Annotated in this window: 20 protein-coding genes and 2 pseudogenes; 9 read left to right on the forward strand and 13 right to left on the reverse strand. The window is 73.6% G+C overall.

The genetic code is table 11. The annotated features are described in order from the left end of the window. Positions 1–262 precede the first annotated feature (262 nt). Both ACZ4N4_RS29930 and ACZ4N4_RS29935 read left to right on the forward strand, forming a co-directional pair. Entirely contained in the window at positions 263–691 is a 429-nt protein-coding gene (locus tag ACZ4N4_RS29930; RefSeq protein WP_467594566.1) for an ATP-binding protein, read from the forward strand. After that, complete coding sequence (locus ACZ4N4_RS29935) at positions 688–1149, forward strand: hypothetical protein (protein ID WP_453563977.1); 462 nt, start codon at positions 688–690, stop codon at positions 1147–1149. The genes ACZ4N4_RS29930 and ACZ4N4_RS29935 overlap by 4 nt, the downstream gene beginning before the upstream one ends. Before the next feature lie 52 nt (positions 1150–1201). Here ACZ4N4_RS29935 and ACZ4N4_RS29940 read toward each other — a convergent pair whose 3' ends face one another. The 4 genes and pseudogenes from ACZ4N4_RS29940 to ACZ4N4_RS29955 all read right to left on the reverse strand — a co-directional run bounded on the left by ACZ4N4_RS29940 (position 1202) and on the right by ACZ4N4_RS29955 (position 4586). Then, the gene (locus ACZ4N4_RS29940) at positions 1202–1942 is read right to left on the reverse strand and encodes a class I SAM-dependent DNA methyltransferase (RefSeq protein ID WP_467594569.1); all 741 of its coding nucleotides are present in this window, start codon (positions 1940–1942) and stop codon (positions 1202–1204) included. A gap of 336 nt (positions 1943–2278) precedes the next feature. After that, on the reverse strand, positions 2279–3184 hold the full coding sequence (locus ACZ4N4_RS29945; protein ID WP_453563982.1) for a helix-turn-helix transcriptional regulator: 906 nt from the start codon (positions 3182–3184) through the stop codon (positions 2279–2281). A 388-nt stretch (positions 3185–3572) separates the two neighbouring features. Beyond that, a pseudogene (locus tag ACZ4N4_RS29950) lies at positions 3573–3980 on the reverse strand (DUF4132 domain-containing protein); the annotation flags it as partial. Between the two features lie 213 nt (positions 3981–4193). Next, positions 4194–4586: a DUF5997 family protein gene (locus ACZ4N4_RS29955; protein WP_450764179.1), complete on the reverse strand. Its 393-nt coding sequence runs from the start codon at positions 4584–4586 to the stop codon at positions 4194–4196. Between the two features lie 358 nt (positions 4587–4944). Here ACZ4N4_RS29955 and ACZ4N4_RS29960 point away from each other — a divergent pair, with 358 nt between their 5' ends. Further along, positions 4945–5724: a LysR family substrate-binding domain-containing protein gene (locus tag ACZ4N4_RS29960; RefSeq protein WP_467594572.1), complete on the forward strand. Its 780-nt coding sequence runs from the start codon at positions 4945–4947 to the stop codon at positions 5722–5724. A gap of 191 nt (positions 5725–5915) precedes the next feature. On the opposite strand, the gene ACZ4N4_RS29965 is transcribed toward ACZ4N4_RS29960, so the two are convergent. Both ACZ4N4_RS29965 and ACZ4N4_RS29970 read right to left on the reverse strand, forming a co-directional pair. After that, the gene (locus ACZ4N4_RS29965) at positions 5916–7358 is read right to left on the reverse strand and encodes an MFS transporter (protein WP_467594575.1); all 1443 of its coding nucleotides are present in this window, start codon (positions 7356–7358) and stop codon (positions 5916–5918) included. A 133-nt stretch (positions 7359–7491) separates the two neighbouring features. After that, positions 7492–7968: an Lrp/AsnC family transcriptional regulator gene (locus tag ACZ4N4_RS29970; RefSeq protein WP_453563989.1), complete on the reverse strand. Its 477-nt coding sequence runs from the start codon at positions 7966–7968 to the stop codon at positions 7492–7494. A gap of 238 nt (positions 7969–8206) precedes the next feature. On the opposite strand from ACZ4N4_RS29970, the gene ACZ4N4_RS29975 reads away from it, so the two are divergent. Continuing rightward, complete coding sequence (locus ACZ4N4_RS29975) at positions 8207–9694, forward strand: FUSC family protein (protein WP_467595145.1); 1488 nt, start codon at positions 8207–8209, stop codon at positions 9692–9694. A gap of 119 nt (positions 9695–9813) precedes the next feature. Further along, a complete protein-coding gene (locus ACZ4N4_RS29980; RefSeq protein ID WP_467594577.1) occupies positions 9814–10845 on the forward strand; it encodes a lactonase family protein in 1032 nt (343 codons plus the stop codon). Between the two features lie 154 nt (positions 10846–10999). Here the strand turns inward: ACZ4N4_RS29980 and ACZ4N4_RS29985 are convergent, their stop codons facing one another. The 3 genes from ACZ4N4_RS29985 to ACZ4N4_RS29995 form a co-directional block, all read right to left on the reverse strand. After that, positions 11000–11926, reverse strand: a complete 927-nt coding sequence (locus tag ACZ4N4_RS29985) for a sirohydrochlorin chelatase (protein ID WP_450764167.1) — start codon at positions 11924–11926, stop codon at positions 11000–11002. 142 nt (positions 11927–12068) lie between these two features. Further along, the gene (locus ACZ4N4_RS29990; RefSeq protein WP_467595148.1) at positions 12069–12998 is read right to left on the reverse strand and encodes an N-acetylglucosamine kinase; all 930 of its coding nucleotides are present in this window, start codon (positions 12996–12998) and stop codon (positions 12069–12071) included. Between the two features lie 107 nt (positions 12999–13105). Next, a complete protein-coding gene (locus tag ACZ4N4_RS29995) occupies positions 13106–13783 on the reverse strand; it encodes a uracil-DNA glycosylase (protein ID WP_450764165.1) in 678 nt (225 codons plus the stop codon). Positions 13784–14078: 295 nt separating this feature from the next. Here ACZ4N4_RS29995 and ACZ4N4_RS30000 point away from each other — a divergent pair, with 295 nt between their 5' ends. Beyond that, complete coding sequence (locus ACZ4N4_RS30000) at positions 14079–14672, forward strand: Rv1733c family protein (protein ID WP_453563995.1); 594 nt, start codon at positions 14079–14081, stop codon at positions 14670–14672. Positions 14673–14699: 27 nt separating this feature from the next. On the opposite strand, the gene ACZ4N4_RS30005 is transcribed toward ACZ4N4_RS30000, so the two are convergent. Both ACZ4N4_RS30005 and ACZ4N4_RS30010 read right to left on the reverse strand, forming a co-directional pair. Continuing rightward, positions 14700–16679, reverse strand: a complete 1980-nt coding sequence (locus ACZ4N4_RS30005) for a HEAT repeat domain-containing protein (RefSeq protein WP_467594581.1) — start codon at positions 16677–16679, stop codon at positions 14700–14702. Between the two features lie 128 nt (positions 16680–16807). Continuing rightward, positions 16808–18469: an acyl-CoA dehydrogenase family protein gene (locus ACZ4N4_RS30010; protein ID WP_453564001.1), complete on the reverse strand. Its 1662-nt coding sequence runs from the start codon at positions 18467–18469 to the stop codon at positions 16808–16810. Positions 18470–18540: 71 nt separating this feature from the next. Here ACZ4N4_RS30010 and ACZ4N4_RS30015 point away from each other — a divergent pair, with 71 nt between their 5' ends. Then, a complete protein-coding gene (locus tag ACZ4N4_RS30015) occupies positions 18541–19296 on the forward strand; it encodes a PaaX family transcriptional regulator C-terminal domain-containing protein (protein WP_467594584.1) in 756 nt (251 codons plus the stop codon). 100 nt (positions 19297–19396) lie between these two features. Further along, positions 19397–20695 (forward strand): lanthionine synthetase LanC family protein, encoded by a 1299-nt coding sequence (locus tag ACZ4N4_RS30020; RefSeq protein ID WP_467594587.1) that lies wholly within the window; start codon positions 19397–19399, stop codon positions 20693–20695. Between the two features lie 194 nt (positions 20696–20889). Here ACZ4N4_RS30020 and ACZ4N4_RS30025 read toward each other — a convergent pair whose 3' ends face one another. Next, a complete protein-coding gene (locus tag ACZ4N4_RS30025) occupies positions 20890–21684 on the reverse strand; it encodes a pectate lyase (protein WP_467594589.1) in 795 nt (264 codons plus the stop codon). Positions 21685–22111: 427 nt separating this feature from the next. Between ACZ4N4_RS30025 and ACZ4N4_RS30030 the strand changes: the two genes are divergently transcribed. Further along, positions 22112–23428, forward strand: a complete 1317-nt coding sequence (locus tag ACZ4N4_RS30030) for an SGNH/GDSL hydrolase family protein (RefSeq protein WP_467594592.1) — start codon at positions 22112–22114, stop codon at positions 23426–23428. Between the two features lie 98 nt (positions 23429–23526). On the opposite strand, the pseudogene ACZ4N4_RS30035 reads toward ACZ4N4_RS30030, so the two are convergent. Next, a pseudogene (locus ACZ4N4_RS30035) lies at positions 23527–24252 on the reverse strand (NADPH-dependent F420 reductase); the annotation flags it as partial. Positions 24253–24254 lie beyond the last annotated feature (2 nt).

Below are 24254 nucleotides of genomic sequence, written 5' to 3' on the forward strand. Positions count from 1 at the left end.
GGTCTGTCCATCCCCGGCCACCCGACGGCCCGCGTGTCTTCCGCCGGCCTTGATCTGACCGGGCAGGAAATACGCCACAAAAGGTGCGAACTCCTCGAACCGATCGGCATGCGTCGTCCGTGGAACTGAATGAGCGCTTCTCTACAGGACCCGGCATACCGACCGCTCATCGAATGTCTCGACGGTCTCCCACGTTCCGGTCTCCCACGATCCGCTCTCCCACGTTCCGGTCTCCGCACATCCACAGAAGAGTCAGAAGACCATGTCTGTAACCGATTCGCCCCGCCTGAGCTCACTGCTCTCTCCGCTCTGCCGTCGCGAGGCACTGCTCACCCTGCCCGCGCAGGAGGCGCACGTTCCCGCCGCTCGGCACTTCGCGGCCGACCTGCTGGAGACCTGGAGCGTTCCCGAGAGCGAGCGGGACTCCGCCGTTCTCATCGTCGACGAACTCGCGGCCAACGCCGCCCGGTACGGCCGCGAGCGCATGACCCTGCTGCTCACGCTCGACCTCGGCACCCTGCACATCGTCGTCAGCGACTCCGGCACCGCCGTGGAGCGCCCCCGCCCCGACATCGCCCCGGACGAGCACGGACGCGGCACCGGCATCGTCCAGTGCCTCGCAGAGTCGACCGAGATCCACCAGACGCGCAGCGGCCGCGAGGTCCGCGCCTGCCTGAGGTGTTCGGCATGACCGCCCCCGCACGCCACGGCGTTGGCCCCGGCGTACCGGACGAGGGCGTCACCCGGGGCGCCGGCGAGGGGATCGACGCTCCGGCCCCGCACGAGGCGTACGCGAACGCGCCCGACCTGCGCCGCGAGATGCACCAGGTACTTGCCCTCGGGGCCGAGCGCGACGGCCGTCAGGCCAGGACCGTCGCCGGGCCGCCGGCCGACGCCGCGGTCGCCGAACGCGCCTGGCTGTTGCGCCGGGCGGCCCTCATGGACCGTATGGCCCTGCAGAGCTCCGACCCCGGGCCGGCCGGCGCCGCCGCACAGACCGCCGGACAACTCGTGGCACACGACCGGCGCCGGCCCGACCTGGTGGCCGGCCCGCACCTACCCGACTCGGTCACACCGGGCCTCGGCCGCCGCCGTTACGTCCGCCAGGAATACGCCGCCTGGACGTCCGCCGGGCGGCCCGGCACCTGAAACCGGACCGACCCGTCAGGGCCCCAGGGCTGAACAGCCCCCGCGCTGCCGGCTACGCGGGCCTGCGCCACACGGAGATGTGCTTCGTCGAGTCCTGGGTGAACGGGGAACCGTCCCAGTCCGCGACGCGCCGCTCCGGTTCGAGCCCCGCGATCCTGGCCATCAGGTCCAGCTCGGCCGGCCACGCATACCGGTGCCGCGAGTCGTCGCGGCGGTAGCGGCCGTCCTCGCCGTCGCGGGTGAGGTGGTGCGAGACGAGGATCTGCTCGACCAGGTCGAAGGTGTCGAAACCGATGTGCCCCGGGGACACGTCGAACGGCACCGCCACCTGGCCGGGCGGCAACAGCCGCAGCGGCGGCACCCCCAACTCGATCACGAACCGGCCGCCGGGCGCCAGATGCCGGGCCGCGTTGCGGAAGCACTCGACCTGCTCGTCCTGCGTGAGCAGGTTCGAGATCGTGTTGTAGACGAGATAGACCAGGGTGAACTCGCCGGGCACGGTGGTCGTCGCCATGTCCCCGATCACCACCGGCAGGGTCTCGGCGTCGACCTTGCGGCGCAACGCGGCCGCCATGTGCTCGGAGAACTCGATGCCCACCACGGGCACCCCACGCTCCCGGAGCGGCACCCCGACCCGGCCGGTTCCGATGGCGAACTCCAACGCCCGTCCCTCTCCGGCGAGTTCGGCGAGGAACTCGACGGTCGGCCCGAGCACGGCCGCCGAGGTCATCTCGGTCTCCTCCGCGTCGTAGCGGTCGGCCTCGGCGCGGCTCCACAGCTCACTGCTCGTCATGGGCAGCCACTCTGTCGGGGGGCCGGAACCGCCGTCCACGCAATTTCACGGCTCCGCTTCCGCCGATTCGGTCGAATTCCCTCGAACGCCGCGTTGTCAGTGGCGGCCGGTACGGTCTTTCCACGGGGGCCGCACGGACGGATCACGGCGCATCAGGTGGGGGACATGACCACGGTGGACATCTCGTACGCGGCTGGGACGCCGGGACCCGCCGCCCGTACCGGCCGCTCTCGGCGGCGGGGGGACGGCGACGCGACGACGAGGGCGAACCGTAGGTTGTGATCCACCGTGAGCCGGGACGCGCCGAGCCCCGGGCGCAGTACGTCGTGTCCCCGGCTACCGGTCGTTGTGATCCTCCGGTGGCCGCCCACCGCCCTTCGGACGCCCACTGGCCGGTGACGGCCCGCGGCCCGGCGAACGCACGTGGCCCGGCGCACGCCTTCTGGCCGCCGACCGGTCGGGGGCGGGCACCAGGCCCAGGCGCTGGGCGTGCAGGACGGTGCTGAGACGGTCGCGGGTGCCCAGTTTGCGGTAGATGTTCTCGACGTGCTTGTGCACCGTGCGGGCCGAAATGCCCAGACGCCGGCCGATCGCGTCCGCCGTCAGGGCGTCGGTGAGCAGCAGCAGTACGGTGAGTTCACGGGGCGTCAGCGCGCAGTCCGCCGCCCGTTCCTCCGGTTCGCCGGCTGTCGCGGCCGACCGGCGCCATTGTTCGAGCAGTTGGCGCTGCTGCTCGACGGCGGCCAGCAGCGGCTGGGCCCGCTCGGCGGTCCGTAGGTGGTCCTCGGTGAAGTCCGCGCCGGAGCGGTAGACCAGGCAGCCGGTGATCGGCGTGACCGTGCCGGGCAGCGGGAGCGCCAGGACCTGGTCCAGGTCCAGGGCCCGGCCGAGGACCTGCGCGGTCTCGCTCGCCGCCCAGGCCTTGCCCGCGAGCCGACGGGCCGTGACGGGGACACGCCCGAGGCCGGCCGCGTAGTGGTGGGCGAACGGGTAGCCCGAGCGCAGAACGCCCAGCTCCCGGTGGCCCAGCCGGCCCAACTCGGCGGCCGCGGCGGCCGACATACCGAGGGTGCCCTCGCCCTCGTTCCAGTCGTCCAGCTTGTAGATCAACGTCTCGCCGCCGCACAGGTCGGTCACCGCGTCGGCGAGCAGCGGCCACAGTCGTTCGGGCTCGCGCTCGTTCAACGCGGCCACGGCCAGCCCGGTGAGGCGTTCGTAGGCCCCCTCCAGCCCCAGTAACACGTGTTCCTCTCTGCCCGCGCCCTACGCAGTTATACGCATACCCATGCGACAGCCCGCTGCCGCATGCTTCAACCGGGCACCGGGACCGGGTTCGACGACTCCGGTCGTGCGGGCCGCCGGCACGGGGGAGTGGCGGCCCGCGTCGGTCGTCGGCCCGGTCACCCGCCCCAGGCCGCGGCGCACAGCACACGGTCGACCTCGTCCGCGTAGCGCGCCGCGGTCAGCCAGGCCCGCGCGAACCGGCCGGTGTCCGGCAGCAGGCGACCGAAGGCGTCGCGCGAGCGTTCCGCCGCGGCCGCGAGTAATTCGTCGAGGATATCCCCGGCTGTGGCGAGACCGTGCCGGTGCAGTCGGCGGGTGTCCGCGGCCGTGTTCCCCGGGAAGGCCAGTGCGGCAGCCGGACCAGGTCGGGGGCGATGCGCACGGTGTCGCCGTCGAGATCCACCAGGCCGATCCCGCGCTCGGCGTCGCCGTCCCGCAGGAAGCCGGCGACCTCGCCGTCGGCGCCGGTGACCACGAGGTCGCGCAGCGCAGCCTGCCAGGCCGGGTCCGGCCAGACGCGGGTGAGGACCTCCAGCGGCACCGGCAGCGAACGGGTCAACCACCGTTCCACATCGGCCAGACACCGCCGCTCGCGCCGCTGCAGCCACTCGGTGAGCTGCCGCAGTCCCACCGCCGCCGGATCGTCCGCGAGCTTCGCGGGCACGGACTTCAGCCGCCGTCCCGCCGCGTTGTGGCAGACCACCTTCCCGTCGTCCAGGGCCACTTCGTAGTCCCCGGCCGCCACCCGCCCCATGCCTGCCTCCCCGCACCGCACTGATCAAGTGATGGCGACTGTAGGGGAGACCACTGACAACGCCCTCCACGGTCCCCGGCGATGGAGGAGAACCGCCCCTCATCAGGGGTGACAAGGGCCGCCGAGGGGCGTGAGGCGGGATACCGGAACGGCCCCGGTCCGAGGCGGAGACGCCTGGACCGGGGCCGTGCGGAAGTCAGTCGGGGGAGGGCGTCAGCCCTGCCCCGCCTCCTTCTCGCGCTTCAGGTTCTTCAGCCGTGCGCCCTCCTTGCGGACCTCCGCCTGGGTGGCGCGCTCCTTCGCCAGCCACTCGGGCAGTTCGCGCTTGAGCTCCTCGATCTGCTCGGTGGTGAGCGGCTCGGTGACCCCGCCGCGGGCCAGCCCCGCGATGGACACGCCCAGCCGCTCCGCGACCACCGGACGCGGGTGCGGCCCGTTGGCCCGCAGTTCGCGCAGCCACTCGGGCGGGTCGGCCTGGAGTTCGGTCAGCTCGGCGCGCGAGACCACGCCCTCCTGGAAAGCGGCGGGCGTGGCGGGCAGGTACACACCCAGCTTCTTCGCCGCGGTCGCGGGCTTCATCGTCTGGGTGGTCTGGTGCGAACTCATGAGGTCAAGGGTATCGGCCGGGTAGGAAGGCGCCGACCACGGCCGACGCGGGACCGCCGACCACGGCCGACGCGGGACCGCCGACCACGGCCGACGCGGGGCCGCCGACCGCGGCCGACGCGGAGGCGCCAGCACCGTCGATGCAGGACCGCCGTCTCCGGCCGACGGGGGGCCGCCGTCTCCGGCCGACATGGGGCCGCCGACCGCGGCCGACGCCGAGGCGCCAGCACCGTCGATGCAGACCCCTCGATGCAGACCCGCCGTCTCCGGCCGACGGGGGCCGCCATCTCCGGCCGATGCGGGGCTGCCGCTCCCGGCCGATGCGGGGCTGCCGCCCCCGGCCGGTTAACCTGGCCAGGTGACAGGCTCGGAGGAAACACCGTCGTTCCGGCTCGCGTACGTCCCGGGCGTGACGCCCGCCAAATGGGTACGGATCTGGCAGGAGCGGCTGCCCGGCATCCCCCTCAGCCTCCACCAGGTCACGGCCGCCGAGGCGTCCGACATGCTGCGCGCGGGGCACGCGGACGCGGGTTTCGTACGGCTCCCGGTGGACCGTACGTTCTTCAGCGCGATCCCCCTCTACACCGAGGCCTCTGTGGTCGTCGTACCCAAGGACCATGTGATCACGGCGGCCGAGGAGGTCACCGTCGCCGACCTCGCCGACGAGGTCCTCTTCCACCCCTTGGACGACGTCTTCGACTGGGACGCACCGCCCGGCGAGCCCGCCTTCGAGCGCCCGGCCACCACCGAGGACGCCGTCGAACTGGTCGCCGCCGGCGTCGGCCTGCTGGTCGTCCCGCAGTCGCTGGCCCGGCTGCACCACCGCCGGGACCTCACCTACCGGACGCTCACCGACGCCCCTCAGTCGACCGTCGCCCTGTCCTGGCCCGAGGAGGCCACCACGGACCTGGTCGAGGACTTCATCGGCATCGTCCGCGGCCGCACGGTCAACAGCACGCGCGGCCGCCAGGCCGATCAGGCGCCGCAGGGATCCCAGGGCGGGCGGACGCAGCCGAAACGGCCACAGAAGGCGACCGCGGCGGGCCGTGGCGCACAGGGCCGGTCCGGGACCGGCGGAGCCAAGCGCACCCAGTCCGCCAAGCCCGCGAAACGCGGAAAGCCCCGCCGCCGGTCATGAGCCACGAGCCGGCGGGTGATGAGCGGCGCGTCGGCAGGTCGTAGGCCTCGGGCCGGCCGGTCGCCGGCCTCCCGCCAGGAGCCGGTCACGAGCCGCATTCCGGCCGGTCACGAGTCACACGTCAGCCGGTCATGAGATCCCGACCGAGGCGGTGGCCGCCTAGGAGAATCCCGGCCCGGAACACCCTGGGCTCAGTCGTCCTCCGGCACCCGCGACCGCTCGCGCAGGTCGGCGGTCGCCAGGCACAGCGCCACCAGGATCAGTCCGACGGACGTGAGCAGGCCCAGCTGGAGCGCCTCGGTGGCCCGGCCGCCGTTCGCGAGGTGGGCGAAGTACACGGAGCCCACCACGGCGATTCCGGCCGCCGAGCCGACGCGCTGGCCGGTCTGCAGCACCCCGCCGGCCGCTCCGGCCCGCTTCACCGGGACGCGGGTGAGCGTGAGCGTCGTGTTGGGGGAGACCGCGAGACCGGAGCCGATCCCGCCGACGATCATCGGCACCGCCGCGGCCCACCCCAGGTCCTCCAACGGCACCAGCCACGCCACCGCGGCGATCCCGAGCAGCCCCACGGCCACCCCGCTGAGGCCGATGACGACCAGTTTGCGTCCGTGCCGCACCACCAGCCGGCCCCCGAGGGCGGCACCGACCGCCGAGGCGATCGCGAACGGCAGCACCGTGAGCCCGGAGGCCAGCGCGCTGTATCCGGCGGCGTTCTGCAGGAACAGGGCGAGGACGAAGAAGACCGTGGTGAAGCCCGCGAAGTAGGTCAGGCTGATCAGCGCGCCGAGAGTGAAGGACCGCAGCGAGAACAGCTCCAGATCGACCAGGGGTGCCCGGCCGAGCCGTCCCTGCCGCCGTTCCCACACCCAGAACAGGCCCAGCAGCGCTCCGCCCACCGGCAGCAGCGCCCACTTCAGCCGCCCGGTCCACTGCTGCTCCTGCACCAGCGGCAGCATCAGCGCGAGCACCCCGGCGCCGAGGAGCACCACCCCGACGGGGTCGAACTCCTCCCGTCGGCCGGGCGAGGCGGGGAACCGGGGCAGCAGCCGCAGTCCGGCGGCGAACGCGGCCACCCCGATGGGCAGGTTGACGAAGAACACCCAGCGCCAGCCGTCGCCGGTACCGACCGCGTCGATGATCAGGCCGCCCGCCAGCGGACCGACCGCCGTCGAGACGCCGATGACACTGCCCAGCAGCCCGAATGCCTTGGCCCGTTCGGCGCCCTGGAACATCTGCTGGATCAGTCCCGAGGTCTGCGGGGCCACCATGCCCGCCGCCGCGCCCTGGATCAGCCGGAACACCACCAGCCGGTCGGGGCTCGCGGCGAGCCCGCAGGCCGCCGACGCCACCGTGAACGCGGCCAGCCCGAGGAGGAAGGCCTGGCGCCGCCCGCGCATGTCGCCGAGCCGGCCGGCCGGTACGAGCGCCAGCCCGAAGGTCAGGGCGTAGCCGGAGACCACCCAGGACTGGGCGGCCTCGGTCGCGCCGAGCCCGTGCTCGATCGAGGGCAGTGCCACGTTCACGATGGAGGTGTCGAGCAGCGAGATGAAGCCGGCCGCCAGACACACCCCGAGCGCCCGCCACCGCCGGTCCTCGGTGGCCGGTCGCTGCGGCTTTGCCCAGGTCGTGGTCATGCCGCCACGCTATGCAGGCACCACAGATGTCGCACGACCGGCGGAGCGAACGGCTGGCGGTACTGGTCCGTCCGGGTGAGTCCCGGCGGCCGCCCGCCGACGATGAGCGTGCGGCCCGCGGCCAAGGATGTCGTTACGCGCGTGCCGTCCGGCCGATCGACTCCACGAGTGGCAGCAGGCGGAACGGGACGCGTTCGCGCAGGGCCACCTCCGTGCGGGTGCGTACCACTCCCGGCAGGCTGATCAGTTTCTGGATCACGTCCTCCAGGTGGGCGTTGTCCCGCGCCACCACCCGGGTCAGCAGGTCCCCGCCGCCCGTGATCGAGAACGCCTCCACGATCTCCGGCACGGCGGCCAGCGCGTCCCCCACGTCGTCGAGGTGGCCCTGGGTGACCTCGATGTGTACGAAGGCCAGCACCGGGTGGCCGAGGGCGGCGGGGGAGAGGGAGGGGCCGCTGCCGGTGATCACACCGTCCCGCTCCAGCCGGTCCAGGCGGGCCTGGAGGGTGCCCCGGGCGACACCGAGGATCCGGGCGTACTCGCGCACGCTGGTGCGCGGCTGCTCCAGCAGCAGGCGCAGGATGCGGGTGTCGAGCTCGTCCACGCTCATGGAGTGCGACTGTACCAATGGCTCACAGTCGATCCGCGCTGAGCTGGGCCATTGGTGCCCCGAGTAGCCGGCCTCGTGGGTTGGGAGTGGGCCGATGGCTCAGTCAAATCGGGAACACTTGAGCCGGTCGCCCGACGATGCTCTCATGGGGGGTGTCGATGGCGCTGCGGATCCCCGCGGCGCCATTTCTGTGCCGTCCGCGCGGCGCCGTTCTGTGCGGTCCATGGGAGGGAAAGCAGTGCTGAAGAGGGTGTTCACGGCTCCGGACCCCGGGCGGGTGCGGCTGCGCTTCGCCGCCCGGGCCGTACTGGGCATCGGCCTCGCCGTAGTGCTCTGCGGGGCGGCCGGGCACTCCCTCACGGGCGCCGTCACCGGCGGGCTCGCCGCGCTGCTCACCCTGTTCACGGTCGCCGACGCGACCGTGCGCGGGCAGGCCTTCACCACGGCGCTGCTGCCCGCCGTGGGCCTCCCCGTGCTGACCGCCGCGGCCGGACTGCACGACGTGCCCGTCGCACGGGACCTGGTCTTCCTCGCCGTGGTCGGCGCGGGCGTGTACGCGCGCCGCTGGGGGCCGCGGGGCCACAGCCTCGGCGTGTTCGCCTTCATGACCTACTTCGTGGCCCAGTTCCTGCACGCCACGCCCGGACAGCTGCCCGAGCTGTACGCCGCCGTGCTGCTCTCCGTGCTCGGCGCGGCCGCCGTCCGCTTCGGCCTGTGGTGCTACGAGCGCCGCCTGCCCGCGGTGCCGGTACCCGCCCCGCCCGCCGGCAGCGGCCTCGCCCGGGTGACCACCCGGCAGGCGGTCCAGGCCACCGCGGGCGCGGGTTTCGCGCTGGTCGTCGGCCAGGCGGTGTCGGGCCAGCGCTGGTACTGGGCGGTCGGCGCCACCTGGTGGATCTTCGTCAACACCGCCTCGCGCGGCGAGACCCTGGTCCGGGGCTTCCGCCGGGTCCTCGGCACGGTCCTCGGCATCGCGCTCGGCCTGCTCGTCGCCGTCCCCGTGCACGGCGCGCCCGTCCCCACCGCCGTGCTGGTCGCGGTCGCCGTCTTCGGCATCTTCTACTCGGCCGCCGTCTCCTACACCTGGATGATGCTCTGGGTGACCTTGCTCGCCGAGCTGCTCTACGGCCTCCTCGGCGTCCTCACCCCCGGCCTGCTGGCGCTCCGGCTCACCGAGACCGCGGTGGGCGCCGTCGGCGCCGGGCTCGCCGTGCTGTTCGTGCTGCCGGTCACCACCCACCTCATCACCGACGCCTGGATCCAGCGCGCCCTGCGCTGTGTCCACGCCTGCACGGCCGAGGCCGCCGCCCGGCTCGCCGGGTCCGCCACCCCCGACCCGGCACCCCGGGTGGCCGAACTGGAGCAGCTGCTCGGCCGGGTACGGCTCTCGGTCGCGCCCCTCGTCCATCCGCTCACCCCGATGCCCGGCCGCAGGCGCCGCGCCCGCCGCGTCCTCGCCCTGCTGGACGACTGCGCCCGGGAGATCCGTGGCCTGGTCGCGGTCGCCGCCGACCCCGAGGCCTCCCACGACGCCCGGCTGGCCGCCGCCTGCTGGCGCGTCGAGGCGGCCGTGGAGGCGCTCACCCGGGGCTCCGCACACAGCACCGGCCCGGCCGAACCGCCCACCGAGCCCGCCCTGGCCCATCTGCACGGCCTGGAGCGCGCCCTGGCCGAACTCGCCGAGCCGTTGCGCGCCCCCTCGGGCTCACCCCTGGTCGGCGCCTGAGACGCGCCGCCCCGGACCTCTTGGTCTAGACCGCAAACTGCTACCGTCGGCCCGGGACTGGCTCGTACTGACTCGTACCGGCTCGTGGCGAGAACCGAGAAGACCGAGAGGGGACACCGGTGGCAGACGGCGGCAGGCGGCGGAGGGCGTTCATCGGATCGTTCACGGCGGCGGGCGGGCCGGGGGTCGTCACGGCGGCGGTCCATCCGCACAGCGGTGCCCTGGCCCTCCTGGAGGGCGTCGACGGCGTCCCCGACCCGTCGTTTCTCGCGCTCGCACCCGGCGGCCACACCCTGTACGCGGTCAGCGAGACCGCCGACGGCGCGGTGGCCGCGTACCACGTCCACGACGACAAGCCACGGCTCGCCGGACCGCCGGTCCCGGTCGACGCCAGCGGCCCCACCCACCTCAGCGTCTTCGACGGTCACGTCCTGACCGCCAACTACGGCTCCGGCAGTGTCAGCGCGGTCCCCGTCCGCCCCGACGGCACCCTCGCCGGCGCCCCCTCCGGAGTGCTCCCTCACACCGGATCGGGCCCGCACGAGCGCCGTCAGCGCGGCCCGCACGCCCACCAGGTGCAGCCGGACCCCAGCGGCCGCTGGGCGGTCAGCGTCGACCTCGGCACCGACTCGGTCCGGGTCTGCACCCTGAACGAGGGCACCCTCGCCGTCCACCGCGAGTTCGCCCTGCGCCCCGGCTCCGGCCCGCGCCACCTGGCCTTCCACCCCGGCGGCCGGTACGCCTACGTGGTCAACGAACTCACCCCGACCGTCACGGTCTGCCGCTGGGACGCCGGTACCGGCGCCCTGAAGCCCCTGGCCGAGACCCCGGTACTGCCCGGCGCCCCGGCCGGCGACGCCTATCCGTCCGGCATCGTCGTATCGCCCGACGGCCGCTTCGTCTGGACGGCGACCCGGGGCGAGGACGTCCTGACGACGTTCGCGGTCGACGGGGACCAACTCCACCTGACGGCCACGGTCCCGTGCGGAGGCCACTGGCCCCGGGACCTCACCGAATCCGGGGGTTTCCTCTACTCGGCCAACGAACGCTCCGGGGACATCACCTGGTTCACCATCGACCAGGAGACAGGCGTACCACGCTACGACGGCTCGGTGGAGCTCCCGGCGGCCTCCTGCGTGATCTTCGACTGAGCCCGGCCGGACAGCGCCCCGCAAGGGACGCGCGGCTCCGCCGCGTGGGCGCCCTCAGACCCCACCGGGCGCCGGTCGAAGACCCTCCGCGCCACTCCGGAAACGGCCGACGGGTCCCTTCCGGGAAGGGACCCGTCGAGGCACACACGTCAACTCAGCGAACCGGCGCACCCTGCGGCTGCTGCGGAGCGATCCCCAGCGCCGTCGTGTACTTGGCCAGCGCCAGCTTGCCGATCGCCGGGTACGGCCCCAGCGGCTCGGCCGTGGCGCACCCCGCCTCCTCGGCGGCCGCCGTCAGCAGGCCCCCGTCGATCTCGGGACCGATCAGGTACGGCGCCAGCGCCAGCTGCTGCGAACCCGACGCCCGCAGCTGCTCGGCGATGGAGGAGATCGAACCCTCCTGGTCCAGCGCCGCTGCCATCACCGGCACGGCCAGGCGCGCGGCGAGCAGCATGCCGGTGATCCCGGCGGCCTGCACGGCCTCCTCGCCGCCCACGGAGGCGAGGATGATGCCGTCGGCGGCCGTGGCCACGGTGAACAGGCGGGCGCGGTCGGCGCGGGCCAGACCGGCCTCCGAGAGACGCACGTGCAGCGCCTCCGCGAGCAGCGGGTGCGGGCCGAGGACGTCGGTCAGGTCGGCGGCGACCCGGCTCTCCATGACGGCCTGGCGGACCTGGCGCAGCAGCGCGCTGTCCGGGCCGGCCAGCAGCGGCACGACGACCGCGACCGGGCCGTCGGGCATCTTGACGCCCTCGACACCGGCGGCGACGGCCTGCTCGTAGCGGGCGGCGCGCTCCTCGGCGCCGCGGGCGAGCACGGACTGGAGGGTGGGGAACTCCGCGTCGTCCCCGTCCAGGTACCCGATGCGGGCGTCCAGGCCGGGCAGCTCGGAGCGGGCGATGCTCACGACCTCCTCGGCGAGGGAGCGCGTGACCGCGCTGGGCGTACCCGGCACCGCGAGGACGAGCGCGGGCGCGTCCTCGGGAGCCACCAGCGGCTCGGGTCGGCGGTGCCGCCCGGGCTGGCGAGGTCGCGGCATTCGTACTGGCAGGCCGGACGCGGGCCCAGTGGGGGAGCTCATGGCGACGCATGTTACTGGCTTATTGGGCTCCCCTGTTCGGGGAGGGTGCAGGTGAGCGGTATCCGTCCGGTTTTGTCTGATGAGTTACGCATGATTCGGAGGTGATCCCGTCAACTGTCGGACACTTCGTGTCCCAGTGGGATCAATCCCTTTTTGTATGTACTACGGAGAGCAGCTTTTCATCACCCGGCAGAGTGAGCCGTCCGGTGACCAGGTCAGTCGCGACGCGTACCGCTCCGTGCAGCGGACCGCCCTCCGCCGGAACCCGCCGGGCCCTCGGCAGCAGCCTCGCCAACTCCTCGGCCAGCGGCACCAGAAGCGGGTCGCCCAGCTTGGACAGGCCGCCTGTTAGCGCGACTCGGGGCGCACCGGCCGTGGGGCAGACGGCGGCGGCCGACTCCGCCATGTGCCGGGCCGCCGCGCGCAGGATCCCGGCGGCGACGGGGTCGTGGGCGGCGCAGTCGGCGACCAGCGGGGCGAAGGAGGCCAGTACGGCGGGCCGGTCGGCGCGCGGATAGAGCTGCCCGGGCAGCCCGGCCGGCGGCCCGAACCGCTCCTCGGCGCACGCCAGCAGCGCGGCCGAGCCGCCGTCCCGCCCGTCGAAGGCGCGCAGCGCCGCCTCCAGGCCCGCCCGGCCGATCCAGGCGCCACCGCCGCAGTCGCCCAGCAGATGCCCCCAGCCGTCCGCCCGGCGCCACCCGGCCAGATCCGTGCCGATCGCGATCAGCCCCGTACCGGCGGCGATCACCGCGCCCGGGTGCGGGCCCAGGGCGCCGACGTACGCCGTCACCGCGTCGGCGGCCAGGGCGACCGTCCGCACCCCGAGTTCACGGGCCAGCGCGTCCGGCAGGTCGGCCCGCAGGGCGTCCCCGAGACTGGCCAGTCCGGCGGCGCCGACGACCGCCGTCGTCACCCCGTCCAGGCCGTACTCGCCGATCAGCGCCCGTGCCATGGGTAGGAGTTGCTCCAGCAGATGCCCGGGGTCGAGGCCTCGCGCGCCCGTACGCACCGGCTCCCGGGACTCCCGCGGCACCGACGGCTCCCGCCCCGGTACGCCTACTACGGCTCGCAGCCCGGAACCGCCGGAGTCGACGGCGAGAAAGCCGGACCCGAGGCCCTCGGCGCCCCCGGAACCGACGGCGCGGCCCTCGACGCCGGGGACCCTGCCGCCGCCTGCGCTCACGGCAGACGCCAGTCCACCGGCTGTCCCCCCTGCTGGATCAGCAGGTCGTTGGCCCGGCTGAACGGGCGGGAGCCGAAGAAACCGCGGTCCGCCGACATGGGCGAGGGGTGCGCGGACTCCACCGCCGGCAACTGGCCGAGCAGCGGACGGAGGTTGCGGGCGTCGCGGCCCCACAGGACGGACACCAGCGGCTTGCCGCGCCCGGCCAGTGCCCGGATCGCCTGCTCGGTGACCTCCTCCCAGCCCTTGCCCCGGTGCGCGGCCGGGCTGCGCGGAGCCGTCGTGAGCGCCCTGTTGAGCAGCAGGACGCCCTGCCGGGTCCAGGGGGTGAGGTCGCCGTTGGACGGCTGGGGCAGGCCCAGGTCGGTGTTCAGCTCCCGGAAGATGTTGATCAGGCTGCCCGGCAGCGGGCGTACCTCGGGCGCGACCGAGAACGACAGGCCCACCGCGTGCCCCGGGGTGGGGTACGGGTCCTGACCGACGATCAGGACGCGAACGTCGTCGAAGGGCTGCTGGAAGGCCCGCAGGACGTTCGGCCCGGCCGGGAGGTAGGTGCGTCCCGCGGCGATCTCCGTGCGCAGGAAGTCGCCCATCGCGGCGATCTTCCCGGCCACGGGTTCCAGGGCCTTCGCCCAGCCCGGTTCGACGATTTCATGCAAGGGTCGTGGTGCCACGGCGTCACCCTACTGCCGTACACAGGTCGGTGATCAAGCCACGGTCGCGGGACGACCGAGGATGACCGGACCGTCGGCTCGTATGACAGAAACCGCGGCCTCCGGACCCTTCGTCGGCACAGGTCGCGGCCGCCGTGCCGACCCGGCCGAACAGGGTGCCGGGACTCGTTCCGGGAGACGCCTGCGCGAGCGGGCTCAGTCGTGCGACCGTCGACTCGGAGGTTCGCCGTGAGCAACGGGGCGGCCTCTCCCGTATGGGAGGGCGGTCCGGGCTGTCCGTGCGCGCGTGAGGAGGATGCCTTTGAAGGCGTTCCGTGGTCCGAAGGTCTGGTTGTGGCGCTGGCGGAGCAACCCGCTGAAGCGGCGCGCCGACACACTGGAGGCCTGGGTGCTGCTCGGCGCCTGGCTGTTCACCTTGCTGGCCGGGGTGCTCGGCGGGCTCGCGGCGGCCCGGTCGGTCGAGGACGGTCTTGCCCGTGAGCGCGCCGAATGGCACCCGGTCGTGGCCCATGTCATGGACAAGGCCCCAGGACGTTCCGGGCCGAAGTCCGAGTCCTCCGGCGGCGAACGGGTCTGGGCAAGGGTGGGCTGGACCGTCGACGACGGCTCCGCGCACACCGGCCAGGCCCGGGTCCCGGCCGGCAGCGAGGTCGGCACCCCGGTCACCGTCTGGACGGATCTCCAGGGGCATCTGGTCACCCGGCCCGCCACCGCGTCCGAGGCGCATTTCCGGTCCGCGCTGATCGGCGGTCTGGTCGGGCTGAGCGCGGCCGCCGTCCCCTTCGTCGCCGGACTCGTGGTGCGCGGCCGGCTGGAGCGGCGGCGGATGGACCGCTGGGACGCGGAGTGGTCGCGGCTCGGGCCGCAATGGGGCCGGACGATCGGCTGAGCCGGCGCCCGCTCCGGGGCTTCGGGGTCACTGACTCGCCAGCGCCGTCCGGCAGTTGGCGAGCAGCCGCTCGTCCCGGGCGATGTCGTGGCTGCCGTACCCGCCCGGCCGGGCCGTGTGCCGTCGGTCGGTGGCGAGTTCGGCCGTCAGCAGGTCGCGCAGCGGTGCGCCCGCCGGGCCCATCTCCGCCAGGCACTCGGCGATCGCACCGCGGGCGTACGGATTCTCCGCCCAGGCGGCCCGCAGCACCGGCAGTACCGGATCCGGATCCCCCTCGATCCGCCACCAGGTCTGCGCCGCCGCGGTCCGTTCCCACACCCGGCCCGATCCGGCCAGCCCGCGCAGCGCGGGCAGCGCGTCGCGGGCGGCGGCCCCGAGCCGCCCCAGCTGCTCGGCAGCCGTCCGGGTGCTGCGGCCGCGACCGTGCGTCAACTCCCGGATCAGCACGGGGAGTACGGCGCCGGCGTCGCCCTCCGCCGCCCACAGGGCCCCCGCCGCCAGGGCCGCGTGCCCGGTGTCGAGGAGCCCGCGCAGGACCGGCGCCGCCGCCCGGGCCGCCGTACCCAGGGCGTCGAGTGCCCGCACCGCCTGCCCTGCCAGGGCCTCCCGCGCCCCGAGTCCGTCCGGCGCGCCGCGCAGCAGCCGCAGCACCTCCGGCACCGCTGCCGGATCCCTGAGGGCGGTGAGCGCCGCCAGCAGCGGAGCGGCCAGTTCGGCGGTCTCGGGGGAGTCCAGCGGGACCTGGCCGAGCCGGTGCCGCAGCGCGGGGGCGAGCGGAGCCGCGGCCGGGCCCAGCCGGACCACCTCGAAGCCCAGCCCGGCGGGAGCCGCCGGGCCCGCCAGTAACTGGGCCAGGACCGGGACCGCGCGCGGATCACCGCTTCTGGCCAGCGCCTTGAGCGGTCCGCCCAGCGAGGGCCTGCCGCGCTCCCAGGTGTGCACCCACAGGTCGGGCCGCGCGATCACCAGCGCGTGCAGTTCGTCGGCGGCGGGCGCGGCCAGCCCGAACAGCTCCGCGAGCACCGAGACGGCCGCGTCGCGCAACTGATCCTCCTGGCAGCCCAGTTGGGCGCCGATCAACGAGACGGGCGCGCTGAAGTCCGCCCGCCACTCCCGGAACAGGCCGGCCGACATCCGCACCGCGTTGCACCGGTCCATCGCGTCCGGACTGCCCAACTGGCCCACCAGCAGAGCGATCCGGTCGGCCACCCGGTCGTCCAGCGCCCGGTGGAGGGTACGCAGCAGATACGAGCCCTCCTCGTCCGAGGGCCGCAGCCGCCGTATCCGGCCGACCAGCGTGTCCGGCTCCATCCGGTCCGGATGTGTGGCGCGCCGCTCGGACCGCTCCCGGAGCAGCCGGACCGCCGTCGGCACCAGGCCGGCGGGCAGCCGCTCCGGCGCACCGAGGGCCAGCTGGCCGAGCGCGGCGAGCCGCATCCCCGGAGAGTGCGGCGGCCGGCTCTGCGCGACCAGCAGCTCCACCGCCCCGGCCGCGTCGGCGGGATGGCGTCGTACGAACAGGCCGAGGGCCGCGGTCAGGGTGGGCAGCACCTGTTCGTCGCGCTCCACCGTGATCCGCCGGCGCAGCAGCTCCAGCACCCGCGCGGGTTCGTCCAGGAACCGGACCAGCGCGGCCGTGGCCGCCCGCCGTACCCCGGGGCAGGGGTCGTCGGCCAGCGGCACGAAGGCCTCGGCGCCCGCGCGCACCGCGGCCTGGGCCGACGGGCCGGCGCCCTCCGCCCCTATGCTGACCAGCAGTTCGACTATGGCGCCCCGGTCCGGCACCTCCGCGCGGGAGGCGAGCGCGAAGAGGAACGGGACGCAGGCGAGCGTCGAGTCGTACACGTTCCCCTGGTGGTGCACCGAGCCGTACATCCCGTCGAGCGCGACCTCTCGTTCGGCCGCGTCCGGCGAGGCCAGTGCGCGCAGCAGGCCGGGCACGTCCTCCGCGCTGCCGTACGCGTGCCGCAGCGAGGCCCAGTCGACCTCGTCGATCCCCGTGAACACGTTGTCCTCCCCGGGCGAGTACCACCTGATCAGGAGTCTGCACCACGGCACTGACAACAATGCGGAATCGGACGACGACTGTGTGCGGTCCGTCGACGGTCACCGGCCGACGACACTCCGTGGAGGGGTCAGTTCCCGCCAGGCAGCGCCCGCTCCAGGATCGCGTCGAGCCCGGCTCCGGCGGGCAGCGTGCCGAACGCGTATCCCCAGTCGCCGCCGAGCCGGGTCGCGCAGAAGGCGTCCGCGACGGCGGCCGGAGCGTACCGGACCAGCAGGGAGGCCTGGAGGGCGAGCGCCATCCGCTCGACCAGCCGGCGGGCGCCCGCCTGATCGGTTTCCGCCAATTCCGTCTTCAGCCGGGTCACGGTGGCATCCAGCCGGGCGTCCGCCCCGCTCGCGTGCGCGAGTTCCCCGAACAGGGCGTCGGCGGCGCCCGGTTCACGGGCGAGCGCCCGCAGTACGTCGAGCGCGTTGACGTTGCCGGAGCCCTCCCAGATCGACAGCAGGGGTGCCTCGCGGTAGTGGCGGGGCATACCGGAGTCCTCGACGTAGCCGTTGCCGCCGAGGCACTCCAGGGCCTCCGCGGTGAAGGCCGGGCCGCGCTTGGTGACCCAGTACTTGCCGACGGCCGTGGCGATCCGCCGGAAGGCCCGCTCCTGCTCGTCGCCGCGCACCGCGCGGTCGGCGGCGCCGGCCAGCCGCAGCGTGAGCGTGGTCGCGGCCTCCGACTCCAGCGCCAGGTCGGCCAGGACGTTGCGCATCAGCGGCTGGTCGACGAGCCGGGCGCCGAACGCGCTGCGGTGGCGCACATGATGACCGGCCTCCACGAGCGTCTTGCGCATCAGGGTCGCCGAGTTCATCACACAGTCCAGCCGGGTGCAGTTGACCATCTCGATGATGGTCTTCACACCCCGCCCCTCGGGTCCGACGAGCCAGGCCACGGTGGAGTCGAACTCCGGCTCGGAGGACGCGTTCGACCGGTTGCCGAGCTTGTCCTTGAGCCGCTGGATGCGGAACGTGTTACGGCTGCCGTCGGGCAGCACCCGCGGCACGAGGAAGCACGACAGCCCGCCCGGTGCCTGTGCCAGCACCAGGAAGACGTCGCACATCGGCGCCGAGGTGAACCACTTGTGCCCGCGCAGGGTGTAGACGCCCGGCTCGGTGGTGGGCGTGGCGGCCGTGGTGTTGGTCCGTACGTCCGAACCGCCCTGCTTCTCGGTCATCCCCATGCCGGCGAGCAGGCCCGGCTTCTCGGTCGGCACCCGTAGCTCCGGGTCGTACTCCCGGCTGGTCAGCAGCGGTTCGTACACCTTGGCCAGCTCGGGTGTGGCGCGCAGCGCGGGGACCGCCGCATAGGTCATCGAGGTGGGGCAACCGTGGCCGGATTCGGTGTGCCCCCACACCAGGCCGCCGGCCGTCCGCGCGACATGGGCACCCGGCCGGCCGTCCGCCCAGGCCGCCCCCGCCAGCCCCTCGGCCACGGCCGTCCGCATCAGGTGGTGCCAGCTGGGGTGGAAGTCGACCTCGTCGATCCGGTTGCCGTACCGGTCGTGGCTGCGCAGCTCCGGCTCGTGCCGGTTGGCCAGCTCGCCCCACTCCTGAGCCTCCGCGCTCCCGGCTCGCGCCCCGAGCCGCCGGATCCCCTGCTCGGCCCACTCGGCGCCCTCCCGGCGCAGCCCCTCCAGGAGGGCCGCATCGTCGGAGGCGTCGTACGGGGCGAGCGGCGGTGGCTGGTTGGTGACGTCGTGAGTGGCGTACTGCGGCTGCGGAAGCGCGGCGGTCGAGTCCATGCCCCCATGTTGCACTCTCGCTACGGCTGTAGCAATGATGCAATAACAAGCCGCACGTACAGTACGTGACCATGCGCATGAACGTGTCCGCCGAGCCCGCCGGCGTCGACCTGCGGCCGTTGTCCGCCCGGTCGGTCGTGCTGAGCCTGCTGCTGGGCACGCATCCGCCGCGGCTGCCGGTGAAGGACCTGCTCCGCCTCGTGGAGCCGTTCGGGGTCGGCGGCTCCGCGCTCCGGGCCGCGCTCAGCCGGATGACGGCGGCCGGCGACCTGCGCCGCACCGACGACGCCGTCTACGGCCTCAGCGACCGGCTCCTGGCCCGCCAGCGGCGCCAGGACGAGGCGGTACGGCCCCGCACACGCGCGTGGGACGGCGACTGGGAGATGCTGATCATCACGACCACGGGCCGCGGCCCCGCCGAACGCGCGGACCTGCGCACCCGGCTGACCGCCCTGCGCCTGGCCGAACTCCGAGAGGGCGTCTGGCTGCGCCCGGCGAACCTCACCAGACCCCTCCCCGACGAGGTGCTGGCGATCGCCGAGCCCTGCACGGCCCGCCCCTCCCGACCCGCCCCCGAACTGGCCGCCCAGCTCTGGCCGTTGACCACCTGGTCCGACACCGCCCGCGCCCTGCTGACCCGCGCGGCCGAATCCCCCCGTCCCCCCGACCGCCTGACGCTCTTCGCGGCGGTGGTCCGTCACCTGCTGACGGACCCCGTCCTGCCGTCGGAACTCCTGCCCGCCGACTGGCCGGGCGACCGACTGCGCACCGCCTACGCGGCCTACCGTGCGGAACTGGGCGAGCCGACGGGGGATCCGGCCGGCTGACGCCACCGGACGTCGGACCGGGCGCTGAAGAGCCTCGGGTTCCGGGGCTCCGAGGAACTCCGGCCCGGGGGACCCTTGAAGATCATGGAAGAGTGGGCCCATGACTGCATCACAGGCCACGACACTGGCGGTTGACGAAGTCGAGGGACTCGCGCTGGACGGGCTGCGCTGGCTGACCGAGTCCGCACGGGAGACCCCAGGAGGGGCACTCGCCTGGCCGAACCGCCGCTCCGACGACGAACTCAACCCCATGTTCTACAGCGGTACGGCCGGGCACGTCCTGGTGCTCCTGGAGGCGTGGCGGCACTTCGGCGACGACTCCTACGCCGACACCGCCCTGCGCACCGGCCGCAGCATCGCGGACGCCGTCGACGGCATCGACGACGACTCCCTGTACTTCGGCCGTACCGGAATGGCGCTCGTCCTGCGGGCACTTCAGCAGGTACTCGGCGACAACGCCGCCGGTGCCGCGGCCGACCGCGCGCTGACGGCCGTGCGGTCACGTTTCGACGGCACCCGCTGGGGCGACCTGTTCGAGCTGATGGGCGGGAACGCGGGGATCGGCCTCGGGGCACTCGTGGCCGGCGACCCCGAACTGGCCGTCCTGGCCGTGGAGCCGTACCTGCGGACGGCGGAGCCGACTCCGGCGGGCGTCCAGTGGCCCCATCGCACGGGTGTCGACTCCCGCCTGCACCACGTTTCCCACGGTGCGCTCGGTATCGTCCTGGCGCTGGCCCGGGTCGGCGGCGCCACCGGCCGTGCGGATCTGGTCGAACTGGCGCTGGCCGGTGCCGCGGACGTCGTGGCGCGTGACCAGGCGGGGCCGGAGGGTTTCCTGGTGCCGCACTCCAGCCCTCAGTTCCGCCCCGACGTGATCGAGCCCATCAGCTACGGCTGGTGCCACGGCCCGGCCGGCGACGCCCAGGCCTTCCGGCTGCTGCGGGACGTCACGGCCGACCCCGGCTGGACCGCCCTCGCCGACCGTTGCTGGCACACGGTCACGCACTCCGGCCTGCCCCAGCGGCTGCGCCCCGGCTTCTGGGACAACAACGGCCGCTGCTGCGGCACCGCGGGCGTCCTCGCGCTGGCCTGCGACCGGATCGCCGAACAGCAGGACCCGTACGACTTCGCCCACGTCCTCGTCGCGGACCTGGCCGCCCGCGCGATCCGGGACGAGGAGGGCGCTCGCTGGTCCAACGTCGAACACCGGGCCACCCCGAGCGACCTCGAACCGCGCACCGGCTGGGCGATGGGCAACGCGGGCATCGTCCGCGAACTCCTGCGCTTCGTACGGCTGAACCGCGGCGGCGATCCCCGGTACGCGTTCGCCTGGCCGGACCAGCCTCCGGTGCCCGCCCGGGCCACGGCCCACCACGGCGCCACCGACGCCGTGACGTGACGGGCCGGGGGTGTGGGCCCGGCCTGTCCGCATGACCTGCCGGGGCTCGACGTTCTCCGCCGTGATCCCCGACTCCCTCTCCCGGTCCCCTCGTTCGGCCCTCACACCGGTGAGGGTCCCCGCCCCGGAGCGGACACGGACCCGCTGCGGTGGAGCCGCCGCCCGGTAGGGGGCGACGACCCCACCGCTCGGGCTCACCTGTAGGTGATGTCCGAACTCGCGTACTTGCAGTACGTCCCGTCCGGCCCGCTTCCGTTCGTCGGAGGCTCCGCGCCCGTGTTGTTGCCGATGTACTTCTGGCACGGCACGATCTTCTTGCCGCTGTCCCCGACGATCGTGATGTTCTTCAGCGTCGCGCTGTCGCCGTAGTTGGTGTTGATCCCGACGAGCGCGCTGCCCTTGTAGGTCGCCTCGATGGTGTTGAGGTTGATCGTGCGCTTGTACTGCGTGGAGCAGTTGCCGCACGAGCGGACCAGCTTGCCGAAGTTCTGCACGGCGAAGCCCGACACGTTGAGCGTCCCGGCGCCGTTGAACTGGAACACCTTGTCGCCGGCCTCCTTCGCGCCGCCGCCGGAGACGGTGTAGACGTTGGACGAGGAGGAGCCGCGGAAGGTCGCCGCGTCCTCGCCGACGTCCTCCCACCACACGTTCTGCAGGGTGCAACCGCCCTCGCAGTGGATGCCGTCCGCGGCGGGCGTGCCGATGATGACGTTCTTCAGGACGGTGCCGGCCGCCAGGTCGAGGATCGGGTCCTGGTCCTCGCTCTGGCCACCGCTGCCCAGGTCGCCGCTGCCGTACAGGCGCAGCATCCCGTAGTCCTTCGTGCCCGACAGCTTGATGGTCGCGGTGACGGCCTGGCTGCCGCTCGCGGTCGGCCAGGTGGCCGCGTCCGCCTGTGCTCCGTCAGCCATGATCATGCCAAGTGAGAGTCCAAAGGCGGCCAGCCCGCCCGCCAGTGCCCGCGTGCTGGTTGGTGCTCGTGAAGTCATGTCCCGTATGCCTTCTGTCGAGTGGGGGGCCTTCTGGAGGTTCGACGAATGAACGCGTACGTGAACGACGTCCAAATGGCCAAACCGGAAATGCTGACGCCTGCCCGGTGGGGACCATTGCTGGGCTCGGTGGTCACGGTGCTGAACGGAACGTAGGATGCAAGCGCTTTCTAGTCAACGCCTCGCGCAGCATCAGTTCCCGTCCGGGCCTTGCCTCCCGAACTCGCGTGGGAGCGCTTCCATGGCGACCATGTCCATGCCACGATGCCGGGGGATCCCCGCACGACGAAGCCGCACCGAGCCGCGACCGGAAAGGGACAACGACGGGCAACAGCGCGCCCCCACCACAGACAGACACCCGCAACGGCACCACCTGCACGGTCAGTCGACGACGGCGCCCCCGTCGTCCCTCGTCAGGAAGGCTCCCGTGAAGCCGCAGTCCAGCAGAACACCGCTCGTCACGCTCCTCAGCGCCTGCGTCCTGGCTCTCGCCCTGGTGGTGACCGCCACGGCCGTCACCGCGCTGGTCCGGGGTCCCCGGCCGGCCGGCGCACAGCCGGACCGGGGCGGCCACTGGGTGAACACCTGGACCGGCATGCCGCAGCTCACCGAGGCCGGCAACCTGCCGCCCGCGCCCTTCACGGGGGAGAGGTCGGTGCTGGTCGACACCACCCTGCGCCAGACCGTCCGCGTCACCAGCGGCGGTCATCGGCTGCGGCTGCGCTTCTCCAACGCCTACGGCGACACCCCGCTCCCGCTCACCGCGGTGACCGTGGCGCTCCCGCGGGACGGGCGGGCGGGGGTCAGCGCGATCGTGCCGGGCAGCCTGCACCCGGTCACCTTCTCGGGCCGTACCGCGACCGTGGTCCCGGTGGGCGCCCAGGTCGTCTCCGATCCCGTCGACTTCGAGCTGGCCCCCGGATCCAACCTCACCGTCACCGCCTACACCGCGCAGGGCCAGCCCGATCTGGCGCTCACCTCGCATCCGGGGTCGCGCACCACGTCGTACCTCGTCAACGGAGACCACACCCGGGACCCGGACCTGACCGGCGCCGCCTCGGCCGACCACTGGTATCTGCTGAGCGACGTCGAGGTGGCGGCACCGGCCGCGACCCGGGCGGTGGCCGTGCTCGGTGACTCGCTCACCGACGGCCGGGGATCCACGACCAATGGCAACGACCGCTGGCCCGACCAGTTCTTCGACCGCCTCCAGGCCCGCCCGGCCACCTCGGACATCGCGGTCCTCAACCAGGCGGCAGGGGGCAACCGTGTGCTCGACGACGGCCTCGGCCCCAATGTCCTGGCCCGCCTCGACCGGGACGTCCTGTCCCGCAGCGGGGTCTCCTGGCTGATCGTCTTCGAGGGCGTCAACGACATCGGGACCACCGCGGCCACCCCGGACGCCCAGCGCGCCGTGGCCGACGACCTGATCGCCGCCTACCGGCAGATCGTGATCCGCGCCCACGCCCAGGGCATCCGGGTCTACGGCGCCACCCTGCTGCCCTTCGGCGGCAACGCGTACGACGACGGGGCGGGTGTCCGCGAGGCGGCCCGGCAGCGGGTGAACGCCTGGATCCGCGGTCATTTCGATGCCGTGGTCGACTTCGACCGGGTGGTACGGGATCCGGCCGATCCGAGCCGACTGCGGGCCGGCCTCCAGGTGGGGGACTGGCTGCATCTCAACCCGGCCGGTTACCGGGTCCTGGCGGGGGCGGTGCCGGCGGAACTGTTTCTCCGTGGCTGACGATTCGCGGGCGTTCGGCACCGTTGCCGTGCCGCGCCACCAGGGTCCGCCGAGGCGCGACGGCCGGTGCCCTCCTGGCCGCGGCGGCCGACCGGTGGTCAGGCCGCGTCCGCACCCCGTGCCGAAGCCGCGGTCCGCGCGCTGATCACGGCCCGTCCTCGCTCCGATTCCGAGAAGTGGCCGAGCATCGCGCGCAGTTCTGAGGCGCCGACGTCGGCGCCGAAGGGCTCGGTGCCCGGTTCGAGGCGTACCCCTTCGGCGAGCGGGCCCGCGATGACAGGAGTGAATCCGAACGCGTCGACGAGGCCGGCCACGGTGGCGAGGTCGTCCGGATCGTCGCCGGCGATCGCGATCGCCTTGCGGTCCGGGGCTCCCTCGGGCCGGGCCCCGTCCTCCAGGTCGTGGTAGCCCATGTGGTTGAACGCCTTGACCACGCGTGCCTCGGGCAGGTAGGCCTGCACGGTCTCGCTCGAAGAGGTGAGCGGGTCGGTGAGGTCCTCGCGGCTGCCGTCGACCTCCCACCAGTAGTTCATCGCGTCGATGACGAGTTTGCCGCGCAGGGCGTCGGCGGGCACGCTGCGGTACTTGCCGAGCGGAAGGGCCAGGATGACGGCATCCGCCCCCGCCGCGGCCTCGGCCGCGGTCACCGGGATCGCGCCGGGGGTGAGGACTTCGACGGTGAGGGCGATCCTGCCGGGGTCGCCCGATCCCGCGACGAGCACGCGACACCCGGCGGCCAGGGCCAGGCGGGCCAGCACGGTGCCGACCTTTCCGGCACCCAGGATGCCGACGGTGCGGACGGTGGTGGCGGACATCTCTTCTCCGT

It is taken from the genome of Streptomyces sp. NPDC026538 (assembly GCF_055567535.1).

Bases quoted from the DNA above. Each gene is read 5' to 3' on its own strand.
- ACZ4N4_RS29970 (WP_453563989.1), bottom strand. From the start codon at position 7,968: ATGAGCGTGGACGAGCTCGACACCCGCATCCTGCGCCTGCTGCTGGAG.
- ACZ4N4_RS29985 (WP_450764167.1), bottom strand. From the start codon at position 11,926: ATGAGCTCCCCCACTGGGCCCGCGTCCGGCCTGCCAGTACGAATGCCG.
- ACZ4N4_RS30010 (WP_453564001.1), bottom strand. From the start codon at position 18,469: ATGGACTCGACCGCCGCGCTTCCGCAGCCGCAGTACGCCACTCACGAC.
- ACZ4N4_RS29940 (WP_467594569.1), bottom strand. From the start codon at position 1,942: ATGACGAGCAGTGAGCTGTGGAGCCGCGCCGAGGCCGACCGCTACGAC.
- ACZ4N4_RS30025 (WP_467594589.1), bottom strand. From the start codon at position 21,684: ATGACTTCACGAGCACCAACCAGCACGCGGGCACTGGCGGGCGGGCTG.
- ACZ4N4_RS29955 (WP_450764179.1), bottom strand. From the start codon at position 4,586: ATGAGTTCGCACCAGACCACCCAGACGATGAAGCCCGCGACCGCGGCG.
- ACZ4N4_RS29965 (WP_467594575.1), bottom strand. From the start codon at position 7,358: ATGACCACGACCTGGGCAAAGCCGCAGCGACCGGCCACCGAGGACCGG.
- ACZ4N4_RS29935 (WP_453563977.1), top strand. From the start codon at position 688: ATGACCGCCCCCGCACGCCACGGCGTTGGCCCCGGCGTACCGGACGAG.
- ACZ4N4_RS30020 (WP_467594587.1), top strand. From the start codon at position 19,397: ATGACTGCATCACAGGCCACGACACTGGCGGTTGACGAAGTCGAGGGA.
- ACZ4N4_RS30015 (WP_467594584.1), top strand. From the start codon at position 18,541: ATGCGCATGAACGTGTCCGCCGAGCCCGCCGGCGTCGACCTGCGGCCG.
- ACZ4N4_RS30000 (WP_453563995.1), top strand. From the start codon at position 14,079: ATGCCTTTGAAGGCGTTCCGTGGTCCGAAGGTCTGGTTGTGGCGCTGG.
- ACZ4N4_RS29930 (WP_467594566.1), top strand. From the start codon at position 263: ATGTCTGTAACCGATTCGCCCCGCCTGAGCTCACTGCTCTCTCCGCTC.